General features: G+C 45.8%; 17 protein-coding genes. 14 read left to right on the forward strand and 3 right to left on the reverse strand.

What is annotated here, in order from left to right; genetic code table 11:
* Positions 1-7 precede the first annotated feature (7 nt).
* The 10 genes from H6F63_RS09055 to H6F63_RS09095 all read left to right on the forward strand — a co-directional run bounded on the left by H6F63_RS09055 (position 8) and on the right by H6F63_RS09095 (position 14,578).
* Positions 8-1,174, forward strand: a complete 1,167-nt coding sequence (locus tag H6F63_RS09055; protein ID WP_190636703.1) for a glycosyltransferase family 4 protein — start codon at positions 8-10, stop codon at positions 1,172-1,174.
* Positions 1,175-1,201: 27 nt separating this feature from the next.
* Complete coding sequence (locus H6F63_RS09060) at positions 1,202-1,843, forward strand: methyltransferase domain-containing protein (RefSeq protein ID WP_190636705.1); 642 nt, start codon at positions 1,202-1,204, stop codon at positions 1,841-1,843.
* Positions 1,844-1,990: 147 nt separating this feature from the next.
* Positions 1,991-3,967, forward strand: coding sequence for a molecular chaperone HtpG (gene htpG / locus H6F63_RS09065; protein ID WP_190636707.1), 1,977 nt, complete (start codon positions 1,991-1,993; stop codon positions 3,965-3,967).
* Positions 3,968-4,126: 159 nt separating this feature from the next.
* Positions 4,127-4,363 carry a 50S ribosomal protein L28 gene (rpmB, locus tag H6F63_RS09070; protein ID WP_190448256.1) on the forward strand — a complete coding sequence of 79 codons (237 nt, stop codon included), beginning with the start codon at positions 4,127-4,129 and terminating at the stop codon, positions 4,361-4,363.
* A 630-nt stretch (positions 4,364-4,993) separates the two neighbouring features.
* Entirely contained in the window at positions 4,994-11,020 is a 6,027-nt protein-coding gene (hpsA, locus tag H6F63_RS09075; protein WP_190636709.1) for a hormogonium polysaccharide biosynthesis protein HpsA, read from the forward strand.
* Between the two features lie 45 nt (positions 11,021-11,065).
* A complete protein-coding gene (gene hpsB, locus H6F63_RS09080) occupies positions 11,066-11,890 on the forward strand; it encodes a hormogonium polysaccharide secretion pseudopilin HpsB (RefSeq protein ID WP_190636711.1) in 825 nt (274 codons plus the stop codon).
* Between the two features lie 32 nt (positions 11,891-11,922).
* Positions 11,923-12,849 carry a hormogonium polysaccharide secretion pseudopilin HpsC gene (gene hpsC / locus H6F63_RS09085; RefSeq protein ID WP_199297895.1) on the forward strand — a complete coding sequence of 309 codons (927 nt, stop codon included), beginning with the start codon at positions 11,923-11,925 and terminating at the stop codon, positions 12,847-12,849.
* A 77-nt stretch (positions 12,850-12,926) separates the two neighbouring features.
* Entirely contained in the window at positions 12,927-13,571 is a 645-nt protein-coding gene (locus tag H6F63_RS09090) for a prepilin-type N-terminal cleavage/methylation domain-containing protein (RefSeq protein ID WP_190636888.1), read from the forward strand.
* Between the two features lie 106 nt (positions 13,572-13,677).
* Positions 13,678-13,800, forward strand: coding sequence for a hypothetical protein (locus H6F63_RS30440; protein WP_277876372.1), 123 nt, complete (start codon positions 13,678-13,680; stop codon positions 13,798-13,800).
* A gap of 220 nt (positions 13,801-14,020) precedes the next feature.
* The gene (locus H6F63_RS09095; RefSeq protein WP_190636712.1) at positions 14,021-14,578 is read left to right on the forward strand and encodes a type II secretion system protein; all 558 of its coding nucleotides are present in this window, start codon (positions 14,021-14,023) and stop codon (positions 14,576-14,578) included.
* Between the two features lie 50 nt (positions 14,579-14,628).
* Here H6F63_RS09095 and glgB read toward each other — a convergent pair whose 3' ends face one another.
* On the reverse strand, positions 14,629-16,917 hold the full coding sequence (glgB, locus tag H6F63_RS09100; protein WP_190636714.1) for a 1,4-alpha-glucan branching enzyme: 2,289 nt from the start codon (positions 16,915-16,917) through the stop codon (positions 14,629-14,631).
* 307 nt (positions 16,918-17,224) lie between these two features.
* Positions 17,225-17,503 carry a hypothetical protein gene (locus tag H6F63_RS09105; protein ID WP_190636890.1) on the reverse strand — a complete coding sequence of 93 codons (279 nt, stop codon included), beginning with the start codon at positions 17,501-17,503 and terminating at the stop codon, positions 17,225-17,227.
* A 263-nt stretch (positions 17,504-17,766) separates the two neighbouring features.
* Here H6F63_RS09105 and H6F63_RS09110 point away from each other — a divergent pair, with 263 nt between their 5' ends.
* Positions 17,767-17,946 (forward strand): hypothetical protein, encoded by a 180-nt coding sequence (locus tag H6F63_RS09110; protein WP_190636716.1) that lies wholly within the window; start codon positions 17,767-17,769, stop codon positions 17,944-17,946.
* 391 nt (positions 17,947-18,337) lie between these two features.
* Here H6F63_RS09110 and H6F63_RS09115 read toward each other — a convergent pair whose 3' ends face one another.
* Complete coding sequence (locus H6F63_RS09115; protein ID WP_190424230.1) at positions 18,338-18,481, reverse strand: hypothetical protein; 144 nt, start codon at positions 18,479-18,481, stop codon at positions 18,338-18,340.
* Positions 18,482-19,116: 635 nt separating this feature from the next.
* Between H6F63_RS09115 and H6F63_RS09120 the strand changes: the two genes are divergently transcribed.
* The 3 genes from H6F63_RS09120 to H6F63_RS09130 all read left to right on the forward strand — a co-directional run bounded on the left by H6F63_RS09120 (position 19,117) and on the right by H6F63_RS09130 (position 24,005).
* Positions 19,117-21,294, forward strand: coding sequence for a GAF domain-containing protein (locus H6F63_RS09120; protein ID WP_190636718.1), 2,178 nt, complete (start codon positions 19,117-19,119; stop codon positions 21,292-21,294).
* A gap of 262 nt (positions 21,295-21,556) precedes the next feature.
* Positions 21,557-22,054: a hypothetical protein gene (locus tag H6F63_RS09125; RefSeq protein ID WP_190424234.1), complete on the forward strand. Its 498-nt coding sequence runs from the start codon at positions 21,557-21,559 to the stop codon at positions 22,052-22,054.
* Between the two features lie 4 nt (positions 22,055-22,058).
* A complete protein-coding gene (locus H6F63_RS09130; protein WP_242019622.1) occupies positions 22,059-24,005 on the forward strand; it encodes a penicillin-binding protein 2 in 1,947 nt (648 codons plus the stop codon).
* Positions 24,006-24,051 lie beyond the last annotated feature (46 nt).

The following is a 24,051-nucleotide window of genomic DNA, read 5'->3' on the forward strand; positions in this document are numbered from 1 at the left end:
GTAATTTATGAAAGTAGCATATGTTACCACTTACGATGTTTATAATAGTTCTACTTGGTCTAAAAATCAAGTAGGATTTTGTGGAGCAGGTTATTATATAGCCCAATCTTTAGCTAGTCAGTCTATTGAACTTGACTATCTTGGACCTTTGCAGAAAAATTTTTCATTCTTTACTAGAGCTAAGTGGAGTTTTTACCACAACTTATTCCATCAAAATTACTACCGATGGGCAGAACCATTAGTGCTTAAAAATTATGCTCGTCAAATTTCTAAAAAACTGTCTGCGTTAAATTCCGATATAGTGCTTTGTCCTGAAAATGCAGCACCCCTTGCTTATCTTGAGTGTAAGCAGCCAATTGTTTTGTGGACAGATTCAACCTTGGCTGGATTAATTGATTTTTATCCTTATTTAAACAACTTGTGCGGCGAAACTAGAAATAATATTTATGCAATGGAACTAGCTGCGTTAAACCGATGCAAGTTAGTAATTTTTTTATCGGACTGGGCCGCTCAAGCAGCTATTAAAATTTATAATATTGAGCCAGCCAAAGTAAAAGTGGTTCCTTGGGGAGCAAATATAGAATGCGATCGCACAATTGATGATATTCAAAGTATTATAGCTTCTAAAGCTACAAAGCCTTGTAAATTGTTATTTATGGGCCTTGAGTGGCACAGGAAAGGGGGAGATGTTGCCTTTAAGGTTGCTAGAGAATTAAATCGCATCGGCTTGAATACTCAACTTACGGTAGTTGGGTGTAAACCAATTATTGATGAGCCTCTACCAAATTTTGTTGAAGTTCGAGGATTTATTGATAAATCAACTAAGGAAGGATTGAATCAATTAAATAAGCTCATTGCTGAATCACATTTTCTGATTTTACCAACTCTAGCTGACTGTTCTCCTCACGTTTTAGTTGAAGCAAATTCTTTTGGTGTTCCTTGTTTAGCAACAAATACTGGCGGTATACCAACCATTATTAAAGAGGATTTCAATGGAAAAACTTTTGCGTTAGAAGCTAATATATCCGATTACTGTAACTATATTGTGTCTATTATGGAAAATTATAGTGAATATAAAAAAATGGCTATATCCTCATTTGAAGAGTATCAATCTCGGCTAAATTGGAATGTTGCTACTAAAACGGTGAAGCAACTAATGACTGGCTTACGATAATAGTAATTTATTTGGTTGGGCCATTTTATGACAAGCATCAACACGTCTAAAATTCCGAGCGATGAATACATATCAAAAGACCGACTCATCAGCTACAATAATCAGGTGCGTATCATCAAAGGATTAGGAAAGCAAGTAAATAATATTCTAGAAATTGGAATATTTAACTCACTTTTCACGGATTTGTTAAGGAAGTTTGGATATAACGTCACGACCGCTGATTTTGATCCAGAACTAAATCCGGACATAGTTCTGGATTTAGCAAGTGATTTTACACTGCCAGAAGATAAATTTGATGCGATCGCGCTTTTTCAAGTGCTAGAACATATCCCTTACGATAAGTCAGAAAAAGCCCTGGAAAAGCTGGCAACCGCTACTAAAAAGTTTCTAGTAATATCGGTTCCCTATCGCAGTTTATTTTTGTCAATTCAGTTTAAATATTCTTTAAAACAAAGGCCGAGACATCTTTTTCTCCACGTTCCCCGCTTCTGGAGCCAAAAGCCCTTAACCGAGGATGAACACTACTGGGAGATGGGATTGAAAGGCTACCCAAAACAGCGTCTGGTAAACTCGATTGAAAGAGCGGGTCTTACAATTAAAAGAGAATTTATCGATCCATTGAATCCATATCACTACTTTTTCGTACTGGAAAAAAAGGCTAAAAGCTAGCCTTCAGCAAGCTTAATTGAGCGAATATAGACCAGCAAGTAGGGAAATCCGAATTCCTCAAGGGCGGAAAATCCCTTTCTCACAAGCATCTGCGATCGCTCACAATCAATCTTTAGAAAGTTTTTACACAACTACCACAAAATATATATGCTGGAACAAGGCACAATCACGATACATACCGAGAATATTTTCCCGATTATCAAGAAGTCCCTCTACACAGACCACGAAATCTTCTTGCGGGAACTGGTATCCAACGCCGTCGATGCTATCCAGAAACTTAAAATGGTTTCCTTCGCTGGGGAAGTCACAGGCGAAATAGGCGAACCAGAAATTAACATCGCTATTGACAAAGACAAAAAGACCCTATCTATCACTGATAACGGTATCGGGATGACAGCCGATGAGGTGAAGAAGTACATCAACCAAGTTGCTTTCTCCAGCGCTGAAGAATTTATCCAAAAATATAAAGCCAGCGCCGAACAGCAAATTATTGGTCACTTCGGGCTAGGGTTTTACTCCTCCTTCATGGTGGCGCAAAAAGTCGAGATTGATACCCTCTCATATCAGCCAGGAGCGCAAGCGGTACACTGGTCTTGCGACGGTTCGCCAGCCTTTGTTTTAGAAGAGTCGCCACGCACTGAACGCGGTACGACCATTACCCTCACGCTTCAGGATGAAGAACAGGAATATCTGGAACCGATGCGGATTCGTCAGTTGGTGAAAACCTACTGCGATTTCATGCCAGTATCTATCAAACTGGATGGGGAGGTAATCAATCGTCAAAAGGCACCGTGGAAGGAATCGCCGCAAAACCTGACCAAAGAAGATTATCTAGAATTCTACCGCTACCTCTACCCGTTCCAAGAAGAGCCGCTGCTGTGGGTGCATCTAAATACCGACTATCCCTTCATTCTCAATGGAATTCTCTACTTTCCGAAGTTGAAGCCGGATGTCGATGTCACCAAAGGGCAGATTAAACTATTCTGTAACCAGGTTTTTGTGAGCGATCGCTGCGAAGAAGTTATCCCCAAATTCCTCCTACCCCTGCAAGGTGTCATTGATAGCACTGACATCCCCCTCAACGTCTCCCGCAGCGCCCTTACCAACGATCGCACCGTCCGGAGAATAGCAGATTACATCGCCAAGAAAGTAGGCGATCGCTTAAAAGAACTCTACCGTGAACAGCGCGAAGAATACATCCGTTGCTGGCAAGATGTTGGCACCTTCGTCAAATTTGGCTCCCTCAACGACGACAAATTCAAAAAGCAAGTCGAAGACATCATCATCTATCGCACCACCGCCAACCTTACACAAGCAACTCCCGAAACTCCCCCAGCCGTCGAAGTACAATCCCAGGAAGGCGATGTTTGGCAAGAAGTCACCCCAGCCTCCGGAGAACAACAAAATCCAATATCCCAATACACCACCCTCAAAGACTACCTGGAACGCAACAAAGAACTCCAAGAAAACCGCGTCTTTTACTGCACTGATGAAGTCACCCAAGCAACCTACGTACAATTACATAAAAGCCAGGGTTTAGAAGTCCTGTTTATGGACTCCTTCATAGACACCCACTTCATCAGCTTCCTAGAACGGGAACATCCGGATGTCAAGTTCTCCCGCGTAGACTCAGAACTGGACAAGACCCTAATTGACCAAGATAAATCCGGCGAAATTGTTGATCCTAAAACCAACAAAACCCGCAGCGAACAAATCAAAGAACTATTCCAGCAAGCCCTCAACAAGCCTAAACTTAACATCCGTACCGAGGCGCTGAAGTCAGATGACCTGCAAGCAACGCCACCCGCAATGGTGCTGTTACCAGAAGTGCTGCGACGGTTGCGAGAGATGAACGCACTCATGCAGCAGCAAAATGTTGAGTTTCCCGAAGAACACGTCCTGGTAGTGAACACCGCCCACCCGCTGATCCAGAATCTCACTCAAATGAGTCAAGGTAGTATTATTCAAGAAGAAGGGCGATCGCCTACAGGCGAGTTGACTAATCTAATCTGTCAACATATTTACGATTTGGCGCTCATGGCTCAAAAAGGATTTGATGCCGAAGGGATGAAAACCTTTGTAGAACGGTCGAATCAGGTGCTAACTCGTCTCACAGAACGTTAGCAACTAGCAACCATCTCGCGTTCCCAAGCTTAGCCTGAGAACCAGAGATTCGATACAATAGACATCTTGCCAAAGTCTCGCGTTGCGCGAGACTTTGTTTGTCTAGCCATAGACTGAATTCTGTGGTCATTTAACCGAACCCCACTCTGGAGATATTCTATGTCGCGCAAATGTCAGCTAACCGGAAAAAAGGCGAATAATGCCTTTGCCATTTCCCACTCTCACCGACGCACCAAGAAGCTACAGGAAGCCAACCTGCAATCGAAGCGGATTTGGTGGTCGCAAGGCAATCGCTGGGTGAAACTGCGGCTTTCCACGAAAGCAATCAAAACCTTACAACATAAGGGTTTGCAAGCAATGGCGAACGAAGCTGGAATCAACCTAAATCACTATTAAATGCAGCCACTCTCGAAATTTCTCTGATTATTTTTTCTGTAGAAATTTTGATGGCAACACTGTATTGTTTACATCCCCCTAGCCCTCCTCAAAAAAGGGGGCTAGGGGATAAAACTTTTTGTATCCAACGTCCCTACCGTTGTGATGCCTATCCTGCTTCTGTCGGGTGTTGGGCGGCTTCCCGATTTTTTTTGCGAGAGGTGATAGGTTTTCTAAGACAGGTGGGTATGCTAAATACAGTAATTTACCCACCTTGTTTGTTAAGTTATGTTTAAGGCGATCGCTATCTTTCACAGACAACTCATACATCTTCCCTAAATCAGTCTTGTGGGGGAAGCGCAAACCTCAGTTTTGTTTCACAATTCTGCTGGGGTATCTATGCTCCGGAAGAATACTGAAAAACTTAATAAAAATTTATTACATCTAAATGCGTACTTTCCCGGTTGATAACAAAGTTTAGACTTGTTAAGACAGAAAAGAACGCCAAAATTATGAAGTCTTGATGAAGCTTTACCAAGGCGATTAGGGTAGTTCAGCCCATCTGCCTTTTATAGAAATTTAATTTACCGCAGATTATTTACCCCTCAGTCTTCATTTCAGCCCTATCCAACGTTTGACAGGAAAGCAAGTATGTCACCCCACAAAAAGCTACTCAAAGCCATTCAAAATCTGTTCCGGGAAATGGTGCAGATAGCAAAAGCTGTCACCAAAAAGCTGATGAATTGGCTCTTGCGGAGCATATTGGTAACTGGGAAAAAAGCAAATCTGGCAAACGCTGGATTTATCTTGCCAACGGTGACAATGGTAATTTTGGTCGTCATCTTGCTGACAACGGCGATGGTGTTCCGGTCATTTGAGCGCTCCAAAAATGCCAGTAACGTTAGGGTAGATAGGGTTGTACTTGAAGCAGCAACGCCAGCATTAGAACGTGCAAAAGCAAAAATTGATGAGTTATTTGCTGATCCTACCCTTCCTAGAGGAACTCCCGCAGAAAGCGCACTGTATGGTGCATTTGCTGGCCCCGGCAAGTTAAAAAGATATACCTTTAATGACGAAGAGCCTGTAAAACTGGTTGCTGACTTTTTAAAGAATGATGGTAAATACGGCAACGATGGCAGTATTAATAAATCAACCGCAAATGCCAACATTAAATTAGAAAACGATGAAACTCTGGCAACAGCCTGGAGATTTCCCATTGATACCGATAATAACGGTAAGTACGACAGCTACACCCTTTATGGGATTTTCTTTCGCAGTCCCACTCAAAGTGGCGGCAAGTTTGACCGGCCAAGAGGCCCGCTAGAGGCAAGAACGCCGCCCATGAATACCGCAGGAACAGGAGGGCAGTGTGAGCAAGCAGGCGACAGTTCTGCTAGTTTGGTCGGTAACTCTGGGTGGTATTCAATAAACGGACAACTAAAGAAAAGCTTTTTTGTGTATTCAGCTACGGTTCCGATTCCCGCAACCCCAGCTCCCACCGATCCGACGAAGTATGAACCATACAAGGGTAATAAAGGATTTTCGGCTTTAGAGTATCAGCAAGACAGAAGCCGGATTCCTATTAGTAACAATGCCGTTGTATTCGAGGACGACTTGGAGATCACCCCAGGTCCCGAATTTCGGTTGAATGGAAGAGTTGTTACTAATAGCAATCTCCTAACAGGAGAAACGGATAATAATATTAGCCTGTATCAAGTCAGTAGTAAGGATTCTTGTTACTACCAAGAGGAAAGTAGCAAGATTATTGTTGGCGGCAATGTGGCGCTTGGTGGAATCGCTGCTGGCAGTAATAAAGGTGCAGTTAATGTCCATTTGTTCCAGGGAATAAGAAACAATCCAACAACAAACCAGGCAATTAACAGTACTAATCAATCTACAAGCAACGCTCCAACGCTGGTAGGGTATAACACCCAGGCGTATGCAGAACGGATCGCATTGCTGGTTGATGCACAGTTTGATAACGCGAGGACAACCGATCCGCCGGATGTTGACAGAAAAGTTAAGGCGGTTCCTGATGGCGAACAAGACAAGGAACGCAGAAAACAACTGGAACTATGGTTTAGAAATCGTACCCGTCGCGTTCCCTTTAGCGAGGTTCCTTATACTGGTCAGCCCGGAGCGGGAACTACAGGCTACACTAAAGCAAACGTACTTGGCGGTACCAGCAAGGACGACTTAGCACCACCAGATAAGTGGATGTATCCTACTAGCACAGCTGATGGCAAAACGGGTACTGATACAAAGCTAACGCTGAAGATTAACCAACTAGAAGCAACCGAACCGGAAAAACAGCAAGAGGTTAAAAAAGAAAACTATTTAGGCGATCGCATTCTAGTCGGTAATAACCTGCCTGCTGTCTGGAAAAAAGGCACAACCTTTGTTGGTGAAAACGAACCGCAAGAAATTAGTGGTGCTAGTTGGAAAGATGGAGGCGGAACTCGGTACCGCACCACTCAAGTTAGAGAATTAGTAAATCTAGGGACAATCAACCGCGACGACTTATGGGAAAAGGCAGCAGCCGAAAAACCTGTAACACCACTAGATAACGTCGGCGGTCTGCGCGTCATCACTGGTGCCGGAGTTTATGAGCGCAAGAATTCTTTTCTGCCACCGCCAACTTACGATAACCCCAATACCCCACAAATAGAAAAATTACCAACCTACGATGACCCGGCAACTGGTGTTGTAGAACAGTACCCCATAGTATGGCCGGACACTATGCCTATGTCGCCGGGACGAGCGGGGACAAAAGTGTTTGATAATTCACCTGCTATTGGGACGGCGCCTGGGTGGATACCTCTGCCAGCTGAACTCTTAACTACTTTCAACTTAAACTTAAACCCTGGCACAATCGCAAACACGATTGACCCCAACACTCCCAAATTTGCTAAAGGCGACCTGCGGATGCGGGCAACTGCGGTATATCACTACGCTGTAGATAATTTCGATGTCGCTGCTCCAGCTCAATACCAAGCGCCTATTGCTTGCGTCAGCAGTTACTACGACCCCACTAACAGCGTTACCGCCAGAAACCCCAGTGGACTGCCTGATGTCAGCGGCGAACAACTCGGTACGCCACCCACAGATCTGCAAGGAGCCAGATCAAACAATGGCGTAGTTTACGGACCGCCTAACGCCAATGCCCAGACTGTTGCAGGTGCCTTACCAAATCCAGGAACTGGCTTGTTACCGGGCAATGCAGCTTCTGCGGGTTTACAGGCAAGAATAAATCATCAAGCAAATTTGAAGTTTCCGAACGGACGCTTTGTTAATGAGCCGCTGCGAAATGCTCTGATTCGGAAAGGCAAAGGTGAGACCCTAACGCTTTCAGAGCAATCTGCTATCGACTCTACCGTTTGCGCTTTGCAAATTTTGAGCGGTACTATAAATCCCAACCCTGCTCTCATTCCTCACGGTGCAATCAAAGAAGTGGCTTTTCTGGATGCCCGACAAATTAAGGCAGTAGAAACCGATAATCCAGTCACTACAGCACTAGAAACATTTACAAATGATGGCAATGCACAACTAACTGGGAACTACAACATCTTGCCGCCACCGCCTGGTAGCCCTACGGCTACTACTGCTACAGCCCTTAGCGTTGAGCAGCGTCAGCCCCTGGAAGTTCGCGCCACTGTACTAGATATCAATAGACTCCGTACAAAAACAATAACTGGGGCCAATGTACTGGCAACACCAGAGTACCTGCTGCCAAACAGCGGCATAATTTACGCTTCTCGCGATGATGCGCTGCTGGATTTAAGCAACAAAGACCCGCGTTACCTTGGCAAAGACGATATTGAAAGTCGCAAGCAGCTGAGTGCCAATGACTTCCAGTTAGACCCCACTCGCCGTCCCAACGGCATTGTGTTGACTAACGGTAGCGCACTCTGGCGGGATCAAAACTTTAGGGAGGCAGAGAAAGGTTTAATCTTAGCCACAGATTTACCTACATACATCTGGGGAGAATTCAATAAGCACAGTAATGAAGAGTTTGGCACCCTATTAACTCCGAATTGGAATAACTTCTACGCCAGAAGCAACATTAATGATAACTTTGCTTGTCGCCCCCAAGATCCCAGACTGCCTAAATGCACAACTGGCGACTACTGGCGACCGGCAACGATTTTGGCAGACTCCATAACACTGCTTTCTAAGAGTGATAATGATCTCAACCCTATTAATGACAATCCAGCTTTAGGCTTCCGGTTTGGATACCGAAATGAGGGAGACTACAACCTGAATAATAACCAGGGAGATAGAGACTCACTCAAGAAACGTCTGAAGAACGGTTTCTGGGATAACAACTTTGTCACTAACGGTCTTAGCAGCGGTAGCCTACCTGTAACTGTAAATGGATCTACATTCACAGATGCTTCGTACTCTGGTAACAACGCGACTGCCCCCAACAGTTCTTACTTCAACAATTTCGTTACACCTGTACAGCGACGGGTAAACGGAGCACCTGAGTATGTGATGGAAATCTGCCGGAAACTGCCAGTTTCCGAATGTACGGCAGATGACTGGGTGGTAGGTTTTGATGTCAATGGCGATCGCGACTTTTATCAAGATACTGTTGCGCCGCCTGGAGTCATAACATCTGCCGAATATGACCCTGCTGGTTTTGATGTTAACGGCGACGGCTTAACAGATTCTCAAGACAGAGAAATAGACATCAAGGCAAGTCAGCTGGGTAAAGCTTTTGCTGTTGCAGGAAAAGCGTCTGCATTACCTTGGACTACTCCCTTTCAAACCCCAGGAGGTGGTAATCGGAATGTGGTAGACCGTCTGGGAGCAGGGACTACTGCTAGAACCTCGGAAATCAAGCCTCCAACCTTGGCAATTCAACAACTAATTCCAGTAGACCAAGGCTATGCTCGTCGGGTTGCTTTTGCCAGAAATCAATTAGGCGAACTGGTATTTACAGAAATTGGTGCTAATACAGCTGCAAAACCATTGGGAGTTGGCTGTCCTGTTGATCCCACTGGCAATGCCCCTGAAAATAATGGCTGTCAGTATGGAGGTAATGCACCAGGAACGAATATCGGGTTACCAGCTAATAATGGAAATGGACTCTGGTTTAGAACAACCAACAATGTAGCTGGCAACCCAGGCACACCTACGGATATAACATACGTAAATGCCAGACCGCTCTACTACGAAACAGACCCGACAAAGTACGTAGAAGAGCTAGTTTTGCCCAATACTCCTGATATAGCAGGACGAAGCCTAAATGCTGTTGCTCCTACTATAGGCGCTTCAGACTACGCAGTGTGCACCAATGGTGCTGGTGGTGGGAGGACTTCAAGGAAATACTCAATTAACCTTGCTGCTGCCATAACTCCTGGCGCCTGTCCAGCTAATGCTGAAATTGAAGCTTTTAGAGCCGCCCTTACAGCTTTGACTCCTGACTGGATAGCTAATGGCACAGGTACCACCAATAATCCCGACACTTGGAACGGCCAGAAAGACCTAATTCTAAATTCCAACGATCCTGTCTATAACGATAAGGGAGATGGAATTTTTGTATACGAGCTGCCTGTTACTACCGCTACTATATCTCGAATTGGCTCCCCTGTACCTCCAGCAACTCCTCTAACGATTACTCTCAAAGGCACCCCAGATTCTATATTTGTCCTCAAAACTCCACTGAACAGGCGTATGGATCTTGGTCTAAATGGTGGAAAAAGGATAGAACTTAAACTTGAGGGAGTTGATGCTAACAAAGTTTTCTGGGTTTCCAATCGGGGCATCAGATTCAATGCTGTTAGTGGTTCACACCGCCTAGCAGGTAACTTCCTGGGAAGCAATGCGGCAGGCGCTGCTAATGCTCTGTTCATAAGCAATCCTACTCAAATCCTTGGCGGTCGCTTCCTGGGATTCTCTGGAAGTAACCTCCCAGCTGCTTTAGGAGCGGGAAATCTCAAGATGACTGCGATGACTTCCCAAGAGCAGCCATTGTTGGTGCCAGTATTGCAGGTTCAGTACACAGATAGCACTCCTAGTGCTACTTTGAATAACCCAGGTACGCGGGTTGGGGAAACCCGGTGGATGATGAAAGCTAATCCTACAACCTTCAATTTAGTAGCTGCTACGGGCGATACGCCGACGCGAGTCAATCCTGCAACCGGATTAGCTGAAATCAATGGTGGTCTGCATAACTTTGTGCGCTTCTTGGAAAACTGGACAGATAATAGCGGTACTGCGGACATTGCCGCCAGAATTAGCGGATCGTTTATTCAGCTAAAGCGCAGTAACTTTGCGACGGCTCCCTTCGATACTGTTGCTTCGGATGCTGTTGGTGGGATTTTTGGATATCGGCAGGCTTATGCCACGGACAACCTTTCCGTTACCCCAGGAAGTAATTGGGGTAAACTGCCTTACTATAAGCCACCCTTACGGCAATGGGGTTTTGATGTAGGGTTGCTCTCGCAGTTACCTGACTTGTTCGCTCAAAGATTTACACTGCCAGAAACCAGCTCTCCCGATGAGTTCTTCAGACAGGTTGGTCGGGATGACCCTTGGGTGAAAGCCTTGCTGTGCGGTGCTGTTGGTGCACAAAATGGCAACACATACACCTACAACAGGTTTGCTGCTAACGACGGTAGTGACACTAACAAACCGGATGCGTCTTGTCGGAATTTGGGCGACTACCAGTAAAGACTAAAAAGGTTCAATCTCAAAACTAGTGACTGCCGATTAACTATGATTACACCCAAAAAACAGCAACATCTATCTAGTCACTCAGGTGTCAGCAGTGTTGGGTTAACCTCTCCCCAACCCCTCTCCTACAAGGAGAGGGGCTTGAGTTCCCTTCCTACTAAGGAAAGGGCTAGGGGGTTAGGTCTGCGCACTCTGAACAGTAGCGAGTCAGGTTTCACCCTTATTGAGTCTTTGCTGGCGATTATTGTAGTAGCGATTTTGCTGAGTGCGATCGCCCCCGTGATTGTCCTCTCGACAGCTACGCGAGTCCAGGCAAGGCGGGTGGAACTGGGAAGCCAAGCTGCTAGAACCTACATTGATGGTATTCGTTCTGGAAGAATTACGCCTCCTCTTGCCACCGTTGCAACTACTAAAAACCCAACTAAAGCCCAAGTAACCGACGATCTCGCTAAATTTTCTGCTGTTAAAGGCCCCAACAGTTCAGGCTCTTTGAGCATCCCAAATGCTCAATATAAAGATGGTTTGTACTGCATTGATGGCGATGGGGATGGTTCCTGTCTACATACCAGCCTCGTAGATATGGTCGTTCAGCCAATTGTGGGCGGTACTGTTGGCGTTGCACCAATTACAACAACTACAGGAGGAACAGAAGGATACCCTCTGCTAGTGCGGGTTTACAGGGCAGATGCTTTTAGCGATACTACAGCTCTGAAACCACAGACCGATGCGGATAAGGGAACTAAGCAAGCGACTTTTACTGAAGGATTGGGCGCTCGCAAATTGCCAGTAGTAGCAGTAACTACTGCAATAGCCTCAACTCAAACCAGCTTCACTCAATTATGCAATCGCCTAGGCTGTACTCCATAATTTTTGATAGGTCAATTAACGCAGGAAAGGGTATGAAAAGCATAGTGAAATGGCTTCTGGCTGTTCAGATGAGACAATCGCATCTGAGCAGGAAAATAAGCGGCTTTACTTTAATTGAAGTGCTGGTCGCCATGATCATCGCTGCACTGGTTCTTACACCTCTGCTGGGGTTTATGGTCAATATTCTCGATACAGACCGCAAGGAACAAGCCAAAGCTAGTACAGAGCAAGAAATTCAAGCCGCCCTTGACTTCATTGCTCAAGACATGGAACAGGCATTTTATGTCTACGAGCCTGGCGCATTGACTAAAAGCACAAGTACAACAGATGCGGCTGCGTCTGGGATTGCAAATCAAATACCTGGACCAGGACTTACCTTCGCTGGCTGTGCCGACGGTGGGGCAAACATTTGTAAACCAATTGTTGTGTTTTGGAAGCGTGACTATAGAAAAGAAGCAGTGAAAGTTCTTGGAAACACCAAACAAGATGATACTTTTGTCTATTCGTTGGTTGGCTATTATCTAATAAAAGGTAATGATTCCAACAACACCTGGTCTAAAGCTGCTCGTATTGCTAGATTTCAAATTCGAGATGGTGTCCCAGATACTAGCACTGCTAACGCAAACGATTATGCGCCAAACGAAAGTCCTAGCGCAGGATTTAAGCCTTTTGACCGTAAGAAATCTTTCACCCAGTGGGAGAAAAGCGGCGACCCCTATAATGTCCAAATGCAGGTATTAGTTGATTATATTGACGCAGATCCAACGAAAGGATTCACGCTTAACAAACCCGCTGTAGATAATCCTAATACCCCAGAAAAAGAAAACGCGATCGCAGAGATTATTATAAGAGGAAATGCTCGCGAACGGATTAATTTGGGGGGAACGTGTGCTGCTCAAGATACATATTGTCCGTATGCAAGGGTACAAATTAAAGAACGTGCTGTGCTGGGCGAATAATAGAAATTGTAAATTTTGCTTATAGTATCTCCAGCAAATAGGAGGAATTAATGAGAAACCCAGCTTTATTAAAGATTATGCAGCAATTTATATTAGACAAATCAGCTGCGAAACTTGAAAAACTTCCCTCAAAGCGATCAGCATCGAAATCTAACTCTGGATTCACGATGATCGAGTTGCTGGTAGTAATTATAATAATCGGAGTATTAAGCGCGATCGCGGCCCCTGGCTGGCTTGGCTTTCTAAATCGGCAACGAGTGAATGCAGTTAACGATGCCGCCTTAAATGCCCTTCGAGAAGCCCAGCGAGAGGCTAAAAGAACAAAGCGCGATTATAGTGTTAGTTTTAAAACAGAAGCTCAAGTTCCACAAGTGGTTGTTCATGGTGCTGATGTTGCCGCCGCTAGTATTCCCGCCAATGAGTGGAAGAAGTTAGGAGAAAATCAAGATATCAAACCAGGGCAAATTTTACTTTACACCAACATCACTACTCCTAACAAAGCTCCCGTTGGTGGTGTCATCAGCTATGCTCCAACAACTGCGAAAACAATTACTTTTAATTATCAGGGTACTTTACCACAGGATGCCAGCACAGGTTTAACTGTCGCCGTCGCTACAGCCAATAGTAGTTATACAGCGCCTACAGGACCCAAGCGGTGTGTTAAGGTGACAACTTTATTGGGGGCAATTCAAGCCGAAAAAGATGATAAATGCCCTGGTTAATGGCTGGAAACATAGCTGATTAAACATCAGCGAAAATACGGAATACAAAAGATGCACCCAAAGAGGAAACTTGAAAATTTGGATGCGTCTTTTAAGTCTCTAGCTAATGCGTAAGAAGCTGTTAAATAGCTCCAGCGATAGATTTACGCTGATAGAGAATTTAGTAACAATTTTGATTATCAGGATATTGAGCGCGATCGCAACTGGGAAAGATACTGACTACAACTAATAGTCAATAGAAGCTGTTAAATAGCTCCAGCGATAGATTTACGCTGATAGAGAATTTAGTAACAATTTTGATTATCAGGATATTGAGCGCGATCGCAACTGGGAAAGATACTGACTACAACTAATAGTCAATTGCAAAAATCAGCGAAGATACGGAATACAAAAGACGCACCCAGAGAGGAAACTTGAAAAGTTGGGTGCGTCTTTTAAGTCTCTAGCTAATGCGTAAAAAGTTATCTAATTGCTCCAGCAGTGGGTTCACGCTGATAGAGAGTTTAGTAGTAATTTTGATGATAGCAATATTAAGCGCGATCGCAGCCCCCAGCTGGCTAGAATTTCTCAATACCCAACGACTGAGAGCAGCTGAAGATAAAGTTTACTGGGCGATACGGGAAGCCCAGAGTAACGCCAAGCGAGACAAAATTACCTGGCAAGCCAGCTTTTTTCAAGACCAAAACGGATTAGTTCAGTGGGCTGTACATCCCGCTAGCGCTATGCCAAACCCTGGACAGTGGCAGACCTTAGATTCAAATATTAAGATAGACGATGCCAATACTACTTTAAGTGCGCGATCGCAACCACCATCAATAAATAGTCCGCGTCGAGTCCAGTTTGATTATAAAGGCGCTGTGGTTCTTAATCCGAATCCAAGGGAAAGATTATACCTGGCACGACTAACGCTTAACAGTAACAATGGTGGTCAAACTAAACGGTGCATATTTATTTCCACCATTTTAGGAATGCTGCGAAAAGCTCAAAATAAAGATTGCAAATTGTAAGATTTATATTCTTGTAGGGCGGGCATCTTACCTGCCCTACAAAATAATCCTTAAGACATTGCCCCTGCCGTCTTCTGCGGGTCGAGCTTCAAAATCAGCACCCCCAGAGGCGGTAAACACAAGTCTAGGGAATAGGGACGATTGTGGAACGACCATTCATCAGTCCACTTACCGCCCAAATTCCCCATATTACTGCCGCCATACTCGCGGGCATCGCTGTTAAATAGTTCCGTATAGAATCCAGGTACAGGAACACCTACGCGGTAGTGACTGTGCGGCTGAGGCGTGAAATTGCAGACCGTGACCACAAACTCCTCAGAGTCCTTAGCGCGACGGATAAACGCAACCACACTGTGGCGATTATCAGTGCAATCAATCCACTCAAAACCTTCCTGAGCGAAATCTTGAGTATAAAGTGACGGTTCAGTGCGATACACCTGGTTGAGTTCGCTCATAAACCGCTTTAGTTTTTGGTGCGGCTCATATTGCAACAAATGCCACTCTAAGTCACCCCAAACATTCCACTCACTCCACTGCCCAAACTCCATACTCATAAACAGAGTTTTCTTGCCTGGGTGAGCAAACATAAAGGCGAACAGGCAGCGCACATTAGCGCACTTCTGCCACTCATCACCAGGCATCTTGCCGATTATATTACTCTTGCCGTGGACTATCTCATCGTGAGACAGCGCCAGCATGAAGTTCTCGCTGTGGTTGTACCACATACTGAAAGTGATATTGTTTTGGTGGAATTGGCGGAACCACGGGTCCATATGGAAATAGTCCAACATATCGTGCATCCAGCCCATATTCCACTTCAAATTAAAACCTAGCCCCCCCATATAAGTAGGCCAAGACACCATAGGCCAAGAGGTAGATTCTTCCGCAATCGAGAGGATACCAGGAAAGTAGCTAAAAATCGTGTGATTCGTCTGGCGCAGGAAATCAGCTGCCTCAATATTTTCTCGCCCGCCGTACTGGTTAGTCAGCCATTCCCCCTCTTCACGGCAATAGTCTAAATAAAGCATCGATGCTACAGCATCCACGCGAATTCCGTCAATGTGGTACTTGTCAAACCAGAACAGGGCATTGGCAACCAAGAAGTTACGCACTTCATGGCGATTGTAGTTAAATACCAAAGTACCCCATTCTTTGTGTTCGCCCTTGCGGGGGTCTGCGTGTTCGTAGAGGTGAGTACCATCGAAGAATGCGAGACCGTGACCATCTTTGGGGAAGTGACCGGGAACCCAGTCTACAATTACCCCTATCCCGTTTTGGTGGCACTGGTCAACGAAATACATGAAGTCTTGGGCTGTGCCATAGCGGGAGGTGGGGGCATAGTATCCTGTTACCTGGTAGCCCCAGGAGCCATCATAAGGATGCTCTGCTACTGGTAACAATTCAATGTGAGTGAATCCCAGCTCTTTGACGTAGGGAATCAGTCGTTCTGCCAGTTCTCGGTAGGTGAGGAACCGCGCCCCTGGTTTATACTCAGAGACGACTACAACATCCTCAGTTTTGCCATTTGGCAACCGGGCAGGTTCAGCTGAGGAAGCGTGCAGCCATGATCCTAGATGAACTTCATACACGGAGATGGGATGAGTCAGCGGCTCGGTGTGGCGGCGCTTCTCCATCCAGTCTTCGTCCTTCCATTGGTAAGAATCTAGATCAGTGACGATAGATGCGGTTTTAGGTCGGACTTCCTGTTGAAACCCGTAGGGATCAGATTTCTCGTAAATGTGACCATCAATGTTTTTGATTTCATATTTGTAGTGTTCCCCGACAGCCAAACCAGGGATAAATAGTTCCCAGATGCCAGTGGAACCTTTACCCATTTGATGCTGGCGACCATCCCAAAGGTTAAAATCTCCCAAAACTGAGACGTTGCGGGCATTTGGGGCCCAGACAGCAAAGTAAACTCCTTTTACGCCGTCGATTTCTGTCGCATGAGCGCCCAGTTTCTCGTAGATGCGGTGATGGTTTCCTTCGCCAAACAGATGCAGGTCAAAGTCTGTGAGGCGGGGAGAACGGAAGGCGTAGGGGTCATAGATAACGCGCTCGTGTTCTCCTTCTTGAATTCGTAGCTGATAGTTTGCTAGTTCTGGGGTTTCAATGGTGCATTCAAAAAAATGGGGATGATGCACTGATTGCATGGGGTATTCAGTCCGTTCTTCTGGGCGAACTACCCAGGCAGCGATCGCATTGGGTAGGTAGGCTCGAACTGCCCAGACGGTTTTGCCATTTTGCGTGCTGGGGTGGGCACCCAGGATTTCAAATGGGTCTTGATGTTGATTCCAAACAATCCGCTCTATCTGTTCGGGGGCAATGGTCATGGACATAAACCTACTTATCCTAAAGGTCTTGACTAAATTGAGACGATTCGCTCAATAAGAAGCTTGCACTACCCATCAGGGTAGCTGCCACTCTCGCTTAAAGTCGTTTTGCTTCTAAGCATCTACAGGCGCTCTATGTAAGAGTGCTTTATATTTATATACATTTTTTTATGTTTGTATATTTTGCATCCTGCTAAGGGACAATAGCAAATTATGGCACCAGTATCCGCAGGAGAAAGGCGCAAAGGTAAAAAATTATTGGCGGGGAATCAATTGCAATAGTCTGAGATGTCTTGCTGGGAGTGAAAAAATACTATTTGATGGGAACGCCAATTCCCCGCAGAAGTTGCCGCACTCTCAGCAAAAAAACTAATTCTCGCAGTTGAGGATTGAGTGGGGATGCCCCTGGGGTAATGGTTTGCAACTCGGCTTGCAGCTGGGCGTATTCAGCGGCTGTAATCGGTTTGCCATCAATTGGCGATCGCGCTTCGGTAATAATCTCCGTCCGCAATACTTCCTCTGGCACTTCCTCCGGCGGCGGTAATGCCCACGCAGGAAGGCAAAAGGTAAAAGGTAAAAAACAAAAGGCAATCCCGCCTAACCCCCAGCAATAAAAGTTTTTCCCCTCTCCCCTGCTGGCGAACCAGTTGAAGGGGGTGGAAGGCTGCAAAAGGCAAAAACTTGTTTTTTTTAATTCATCGTTCATCCTTCAGAAGTCCTGGGGTAGAGGTTCCTTACAGATTTGTTGAATCTGCTTGATGCGCTCAAACAACCAAGGGTATTCTTTCCGATAATTGGCAATTAGTGCTAAAGGGCTAACCAGGGCAGCTATTCTCGAAGGCGAGTAGGAAGCCTATGCTTTCACCAAACCATTCCAGCATCAATGCTTCGGTCGGTAGCTGGGAATCTGGCAAAGAAAGCGCTGGTTTAGAACGATGGCTGTCTAAAAACTTTAAAATCGGCGATGAGTGTGCGATCGCTTTCGGTTCCCATTTTTGCCAAAAGCACCGGAACTCTCCTCAGCCTGGTGAGTAGTTTTAGCTTGAGAATACCTAGCCCTGGGGTTAAATTCTCACTCAATAGGCAATTTATTTAAATCCCAGCCCCAGTTTCAGTTTCGACAATACTCAAAACTGTCTAATTGCAGTAGTAGCATTTAGCGCCAAAAGCTGCTTACCGCAATATCATATAAATCTTGTCAGCCATTACCCAAAATTTAGCTGCGCCTACATCTGAGATAAAACTTGTATTTGCTGGTAATTAAAAATCTGATACCCAGGTGGTAGTACATGCCTAACTTAATATCTTAGGAACGATTACCAACCTGAGATTCAGACTAGGGATAACCAACCAAGTGGAGAAAATCATACCCTTTCGGCGGTATGAACTTCATTCAGGGGATGAGAAGCGAAACCCAGCTTAATTACTAAGGAGATGTGGTAGGTGATGCGGTGGGTGATGCGGTGGGTGAAGGACTAGCTCCTTCTCCGCCTCCTCCCGTTTGGTCACAAGCTCCCAAGGTGGCAGCCAAGCCGAGTACCAAAACCAAACTAAGTATCTTTTTGTTCATACACTCCTCTTTTATGGATTGCTACTGAAGGAATCGTTTGCTATTTAATCACAATATTGTATTTTTTGCTTGAAACTCCTGTCCCTACAAAGGAGGATTTCTGGATTTTGAACTTCACTTTGCCCAATCGGCTAGAAGTGATGTTTCCGTTTCGAGTGAGTCCCGACGATTTCCGCGTGCCTCACCTTTCCTAAGCTGTCTTAGGTATTGACGGTTTATCGCCGCCTTTGCGGATTTGCTTTTATTCGCCAGACAGCGAATTTGCTTAGGGTTTTAGGATTTTTGGAAAATCCAAAATAAACACAAAAATTTTAGCATGAGCGGTAATTTCTGTCTATACTATTTTTAGTGTAAAATACATAACTAAAGAGTGATGCAGTTTTTTTAAGCTTTAAGTAAAAAACCCTGTAAATTGGAAAGACACTTCTATCGAAGTTGAGTATTAGTTAATCTGAATACAACTTAAGGAGGAAAAGATCCGTTATGCTGACAAAGCTTCACGGGGTCAAATAACTTGACAAAAGGACTTGTAACCACTGCATAAAAATTTAACTAGCCCACAAGCGCCCGAATTGTTCAAGGAAAGCTTTGTGTTCCCTATTTTTGCTAAAAAAAGCAAATTACTAGCAGCCTGGATGCCATATCCTCAAAAACATTGGACACTACTACAGAAAATCGTTGACCGGATTCGGAACTCATTGGAATTGAGAGTAGTTCTGCAAACGGCGGTAGACGAAATTGCCACATTGCTAAACCTGGATAGGTGTTGTTTTTTGTGGTATTTCGAGGATACGCAACGGGTGCAAGTAGTAGTAGAGCGATCGCGCCACAATCGAAAAAATGCTCAACTGGGATACTATCCGCTAGAAAAGTTTGGAGCGATCGCGGGCGCGATCGCTACTGGCAAATTAATCATCAACAGCAAAACAGCAGTTCCTAATCCAGGCATGGTGGGTATAGTTAGCAGATGGCTTTCCCAGCTGCAGCTGATCCAACAGCAGATAAAGAAAGACCAACGATCGCCACAATTACCTATATTCCAGGGTGCGATCGCTAACTTATTGGTTCCCTTAAAACAGTCAGAAGGCTCGATAGGCTTTATTGCTTGTATTTCAGAGCAACCCCGCATTTGGTCAAGTTCCGAAATCGAGTTTCTGCAAGCGATCGCCCAGCAGCTGGAAATTGCCATCCGTCAAGCTCAGCTTTATGAGCAAACCCAGAAACAAGCTCAAAGAGAGCAACTGGTGAATCAGATTACCAGTCTTACCCGCCAAAGTTTTGACCTAGAGACCATTCTCACCGAAGCGACGCGAGAGCTGATGCAAGCATTATCAGCAGATCGGTGTCTAATTCATCTGGTAGAAAGTCATGAACAGGAGAGTATCCGTGCATCTGAGCGGGAGAATCACCTACAACACCCCCAACCCTCTTCTGCCGCCTTCAGACGAAAACACCTTTATGAAGTGTGTAGGGAGCCTTTCCCCCCGACAATAGATGACTTTGATACTCACGGCCCAATTACCCAGTGGGTGATTGGGCATCGTCAACAGGTGAGCATTTCCGACATTACGCGAGATGGACGAGTTGGGGAAGCCAACCTTGAGTACCAAAAAGCCCAGATAAAATCTTCTCTAGTGGTGCCAGTTCAGGCTAACGGAACGCTGCACGCAATTCTTTATCTCAATCAGTGTTCCGAGATCCGGTATTGGTCGAAAAATGACCAGAAACTAGCCCAAGCAGTTGCCGATCAGTTGGCGATTTCTATTCAACAGGCGAATCTGTACGCCCAAACTCAGCAGCAGGCACACACGAGCGCCCAGCAAGCCGAGCAACTCTCCCAAACGCTCTTAGAACTGCGGCTAACGCAATCTCAGCTGATTCAGAGTGAAAAAATGTCAAGTTTGGGGCGGATGGTGGCTGGGGTTGCTCACGAAATTAATAATCCAGTGAACTTTATCTACGGCAATATTCCTTATGTAGAAAATTATATCCATGACCTGATCCGGTTAGTGCAGGGCTATCAAACTCAGTATCCGAACCGAAATGCGGAATTACAAAAGCTGACTGAGCAAGTGGAGCTAGATTTTTTACTCAGAGATTTACCCAAAATTTTAAAATCGATGCAGGTAGGTGCTGAGCGGATTCGCGAGATTGTTAACTCATTGCAGCACTTTTCTCGCCTCAATCAAGCATCCCAAAAATCGATAGATATCCACGAGGCGTTAGAAAGTACCCTCTCAATTCTGTACAGTTACCTGGGCGATGAAATTGAGGTGGTGCGGCATTATGGCGACTTACCCCCCGTGGAGTGTTACCCAAAGCCACTCAATCAGGTATTTATGAGTATCTTGATGAACGCTATAGAAGCGATCAGCAGGTGGTCCTCTAAAGAAAAAATTATCAAGTTGCGTACAGAATTGGTGAGTGATGGGGAAACGGGGGAAGATTTTGTGAGGATTGCGATCGCAGACAATGGCCCTGGAATTGCCCAAGAAATTCAGCCGAAAATCTTTGACCCCTTCTTTACTACCAAAGATGTTGGTCAGGGCAGGGGATTGGGCTTAACCGTAAGTTATCAAACCATCGTCTCCCAACACCAAGGCAACTTACACTGTCACTCCCAACCCGGTCAAGGTGCAGAGTTTATTATAGAAATTCCTCTCCAGCAACCCAAACCGTTGTCACCAAGTAAAAAAGAGATTGGGGATCGGGAATTGAGGGATGGGGACTGGGAATTGGGGGCTGGGGACTGGGAAGACACCACGATGAAATTAGGGATGGAGATTAGGAAGACACCATTGGGTAAGAATTGACAAATTGCACGAAAACAGACTAGCGACTCTAAAATGTGGACAATAGACAGCCTTTGTGTCTATGGTTTAAAGTCGTTGGTGTTTTGTCCTTTGTCAGTGGTCATACCATTTTGGATTTTGGATTTTGGATTTGAAACTCTAAGCTGTAGAAGTTTCAATAATTCAGAGTGTTACCAAAGTAAAACAAAATGGTGTCAGTAGTTAGTGGCAAGGGAAAACAACCGACAACTAACAACTGATAACCAACAACTAGAAACTGCTTATGTCTGCTGTCCCTCAATCCGTTGCTTCAGACCGCCGCCTTGGGAAAAGAAAACCAGATATCTCCTCGCGGCAACCCAAAGGCGGTGTACCGTCTAGAACCAGTAGCAGAAGAACCCAAAAGCCAGCATTTCAAGCTCAATCACCAGGTTGGCTGCGATCGCTTGCCTACGTGCAGCGCGTCTCAGACATATTGTGCTTCGGCTTAATTGCCGCTACGCTGGGAGTTTATGCTTGGACAGTCTATACTCAGCAGATGTGGAGCCGGCAGTACAAGCATCTGGAAACCTTGCAACGCAATGAGCGACAGATGACGGCGGCGAATGAAGTCTTGAAAGATAAGTTGGCTCAAGAAGCTGAGCGTCCGGGAACTGGCTTGGTTTCTCCTAATCCCGCCAACACCATCTTTTTAGCGCCTGCACCGCAGCGCCAGTCACTGCCCACACCAGCAGCGACTGCTAACCCAGAACCAACACCAACAATGCCAATGGGCTACTAGAGGCATGGAGAATTCAGGATCTAGAAGTCGTAGGACAGCTACGCAGAAAGTCTCCGGAAATGGCAAAACTACGAACCTGCTGAATCACAAAGCTACTAGGATGCCAGAGTCAGCCAAAAAACTGCCCCTAGAAGCTACTCGTGCCGGAAAAAATCATCAGGCATCAAATAATGTAGAGACGCGCAATCTCGCGTCTCTAATGGGTGGCAGAAGTCCGCAAGAAGAGAAACAAACAAACGGCATAATTGCCTTGCAGTCTAATCCTTCATCCTTCCGGCTGCTACTCGTTTGGGGAGTGCTGTTCGCAAGTGGGTTAGGGCTGGCACTGAACGTGTATCGGCTGCAAATTGTCAAGGCACCAACACTGCTTGCAAAAGCGCGACAGCAGCAAATGGTATATCTGCGTCCGTTTGTGCCGCGCCGCGCGATTGTGGATCGCAACGGCAACGTTTTAGCCACAGATCGCCCTGCTTATACACTGTTTGCCCACCCAAAGCTGTTCAAACAATCAAAATCTGCGATCGCTACCAAGCTAAGTGGGACTTTGGGAATTTCTGCCGACGCGCTGGTTACTATGTTTAACCAGCGCGATAGTGGGATTCGGGTTGCCTACTCTCTAACCGAAGAACAGGCTGACAACATCGCCCAACTGCGAAACGATGGACTTGAACTGATTCAAAATTACGCCCGCCTCTATCCTCAGAAGGATTTAGCAGCAGACGTGGTCGGCTATGTCGATGTTGACCATCGTGGACAGGCGGGTGTGGAATATAGTCAGGAAAATTTACTGGTTCGTGCTGTTCGCACCGTGCGACTTAGCCGGGCGGGGAATGGCAGGTTAATGCCTGACCATTTGCCAGAAGGATTGTTGCACTTTGATGACCTGCGACTACAGCTGACGATTGACTCTCGCTTGCAACGGGCGGCGCGATCTGCCTTGAAGCAACAGATAGAGCTGTTTAGAGCTAAGCGTGGTACGGTTATCGTTATGGATGCGCGGGATGGTGCTTTGCTGGCGCTGGTGGCAGAGCCGACATATGACCCGAATGAGTATTTTAATTCTGACGTGGGTTTGTTTAAGAACTGGGCGCTGGCTGACCTTTATGAGCCAGGTTCGACGTTTAAACCGTTGAATGTAGCGATCGCTCTGGAAGCTGGAGCAATTACACCAGAAACTACATTCTATGACGGCGGTAATATTCAGGTAGGTGGCTGGCAGATCAAAAACGCTGAACCTGGCCGTCACGGGAGACTCACAATTTCTGAGATTCTGCAATACTCCAGCAACATTGGCATGGTACAAATCATGCAACAAATGAAGCCAAGCGTCTACTACGGCTGGCTGGAACGCCTGGGACTGGGGCAAACAGCGGGCATTGACCTGCCTTTTGAAGCACCAGGGCAGATGAAAAGCTCTGAGCAGTTTACCTCATCTCGGATTGAACCAGCCACCACCTCATTTGGTCAGGGATTCTCCCTAACGCCTATCCATCTCGCACAGATGCACGCTTCTCTGGCCAATGGTGGCAAACTGATAACGCCCCATCTAGTCCGGGGGTTATTTGATACTCAAGGACAGGTGTTTTGGCAACCAAATCAACCAACACCGCGCCCCCTCTTTTCCCCGAAGACTACCCAGACGGTGTTAGAAATGATGGAAGCTGTGGTGGTCAAGGGAACGGGGAAAGCAGCTCAGATTCCAGGTTATCGGATTGGTGGTAAAACGGGAACTGCCCAAAAAGCCAGTTCCACAGGAGGATACTCTAGTGCCAGAATTACAAGCTTTGTGGGTATCTTGCCTATAGATTCTCCCCGCTATGTGGTTTTAGCTGTAGTGGATGAACCGAAAGGGGAAAATGCCTATGGTTCCACTGTGGCGGCGCCAGTGGTTAAATCAGTCATGGAGGCGCTGATTAGTATCGAACAAATTCCACCTTCAGTGGAAAAGTGAGGGAATTGGGAATTGGGGATTGGGGATTGGGGATTGGGGATTGGGG

Origin of the sequence: Trichocoleus sp. FACHB-40, assembly GCF_014695915.1 — a bacterium.
In the GTDB taxonomy this organism is placed as follows: domain Bacteria; phylum Cyanobacteriota; class Cyanobacteriia; order Cyanobacteriales; family FACHB-T130; genus Funiculus; species Funiculus sociatus.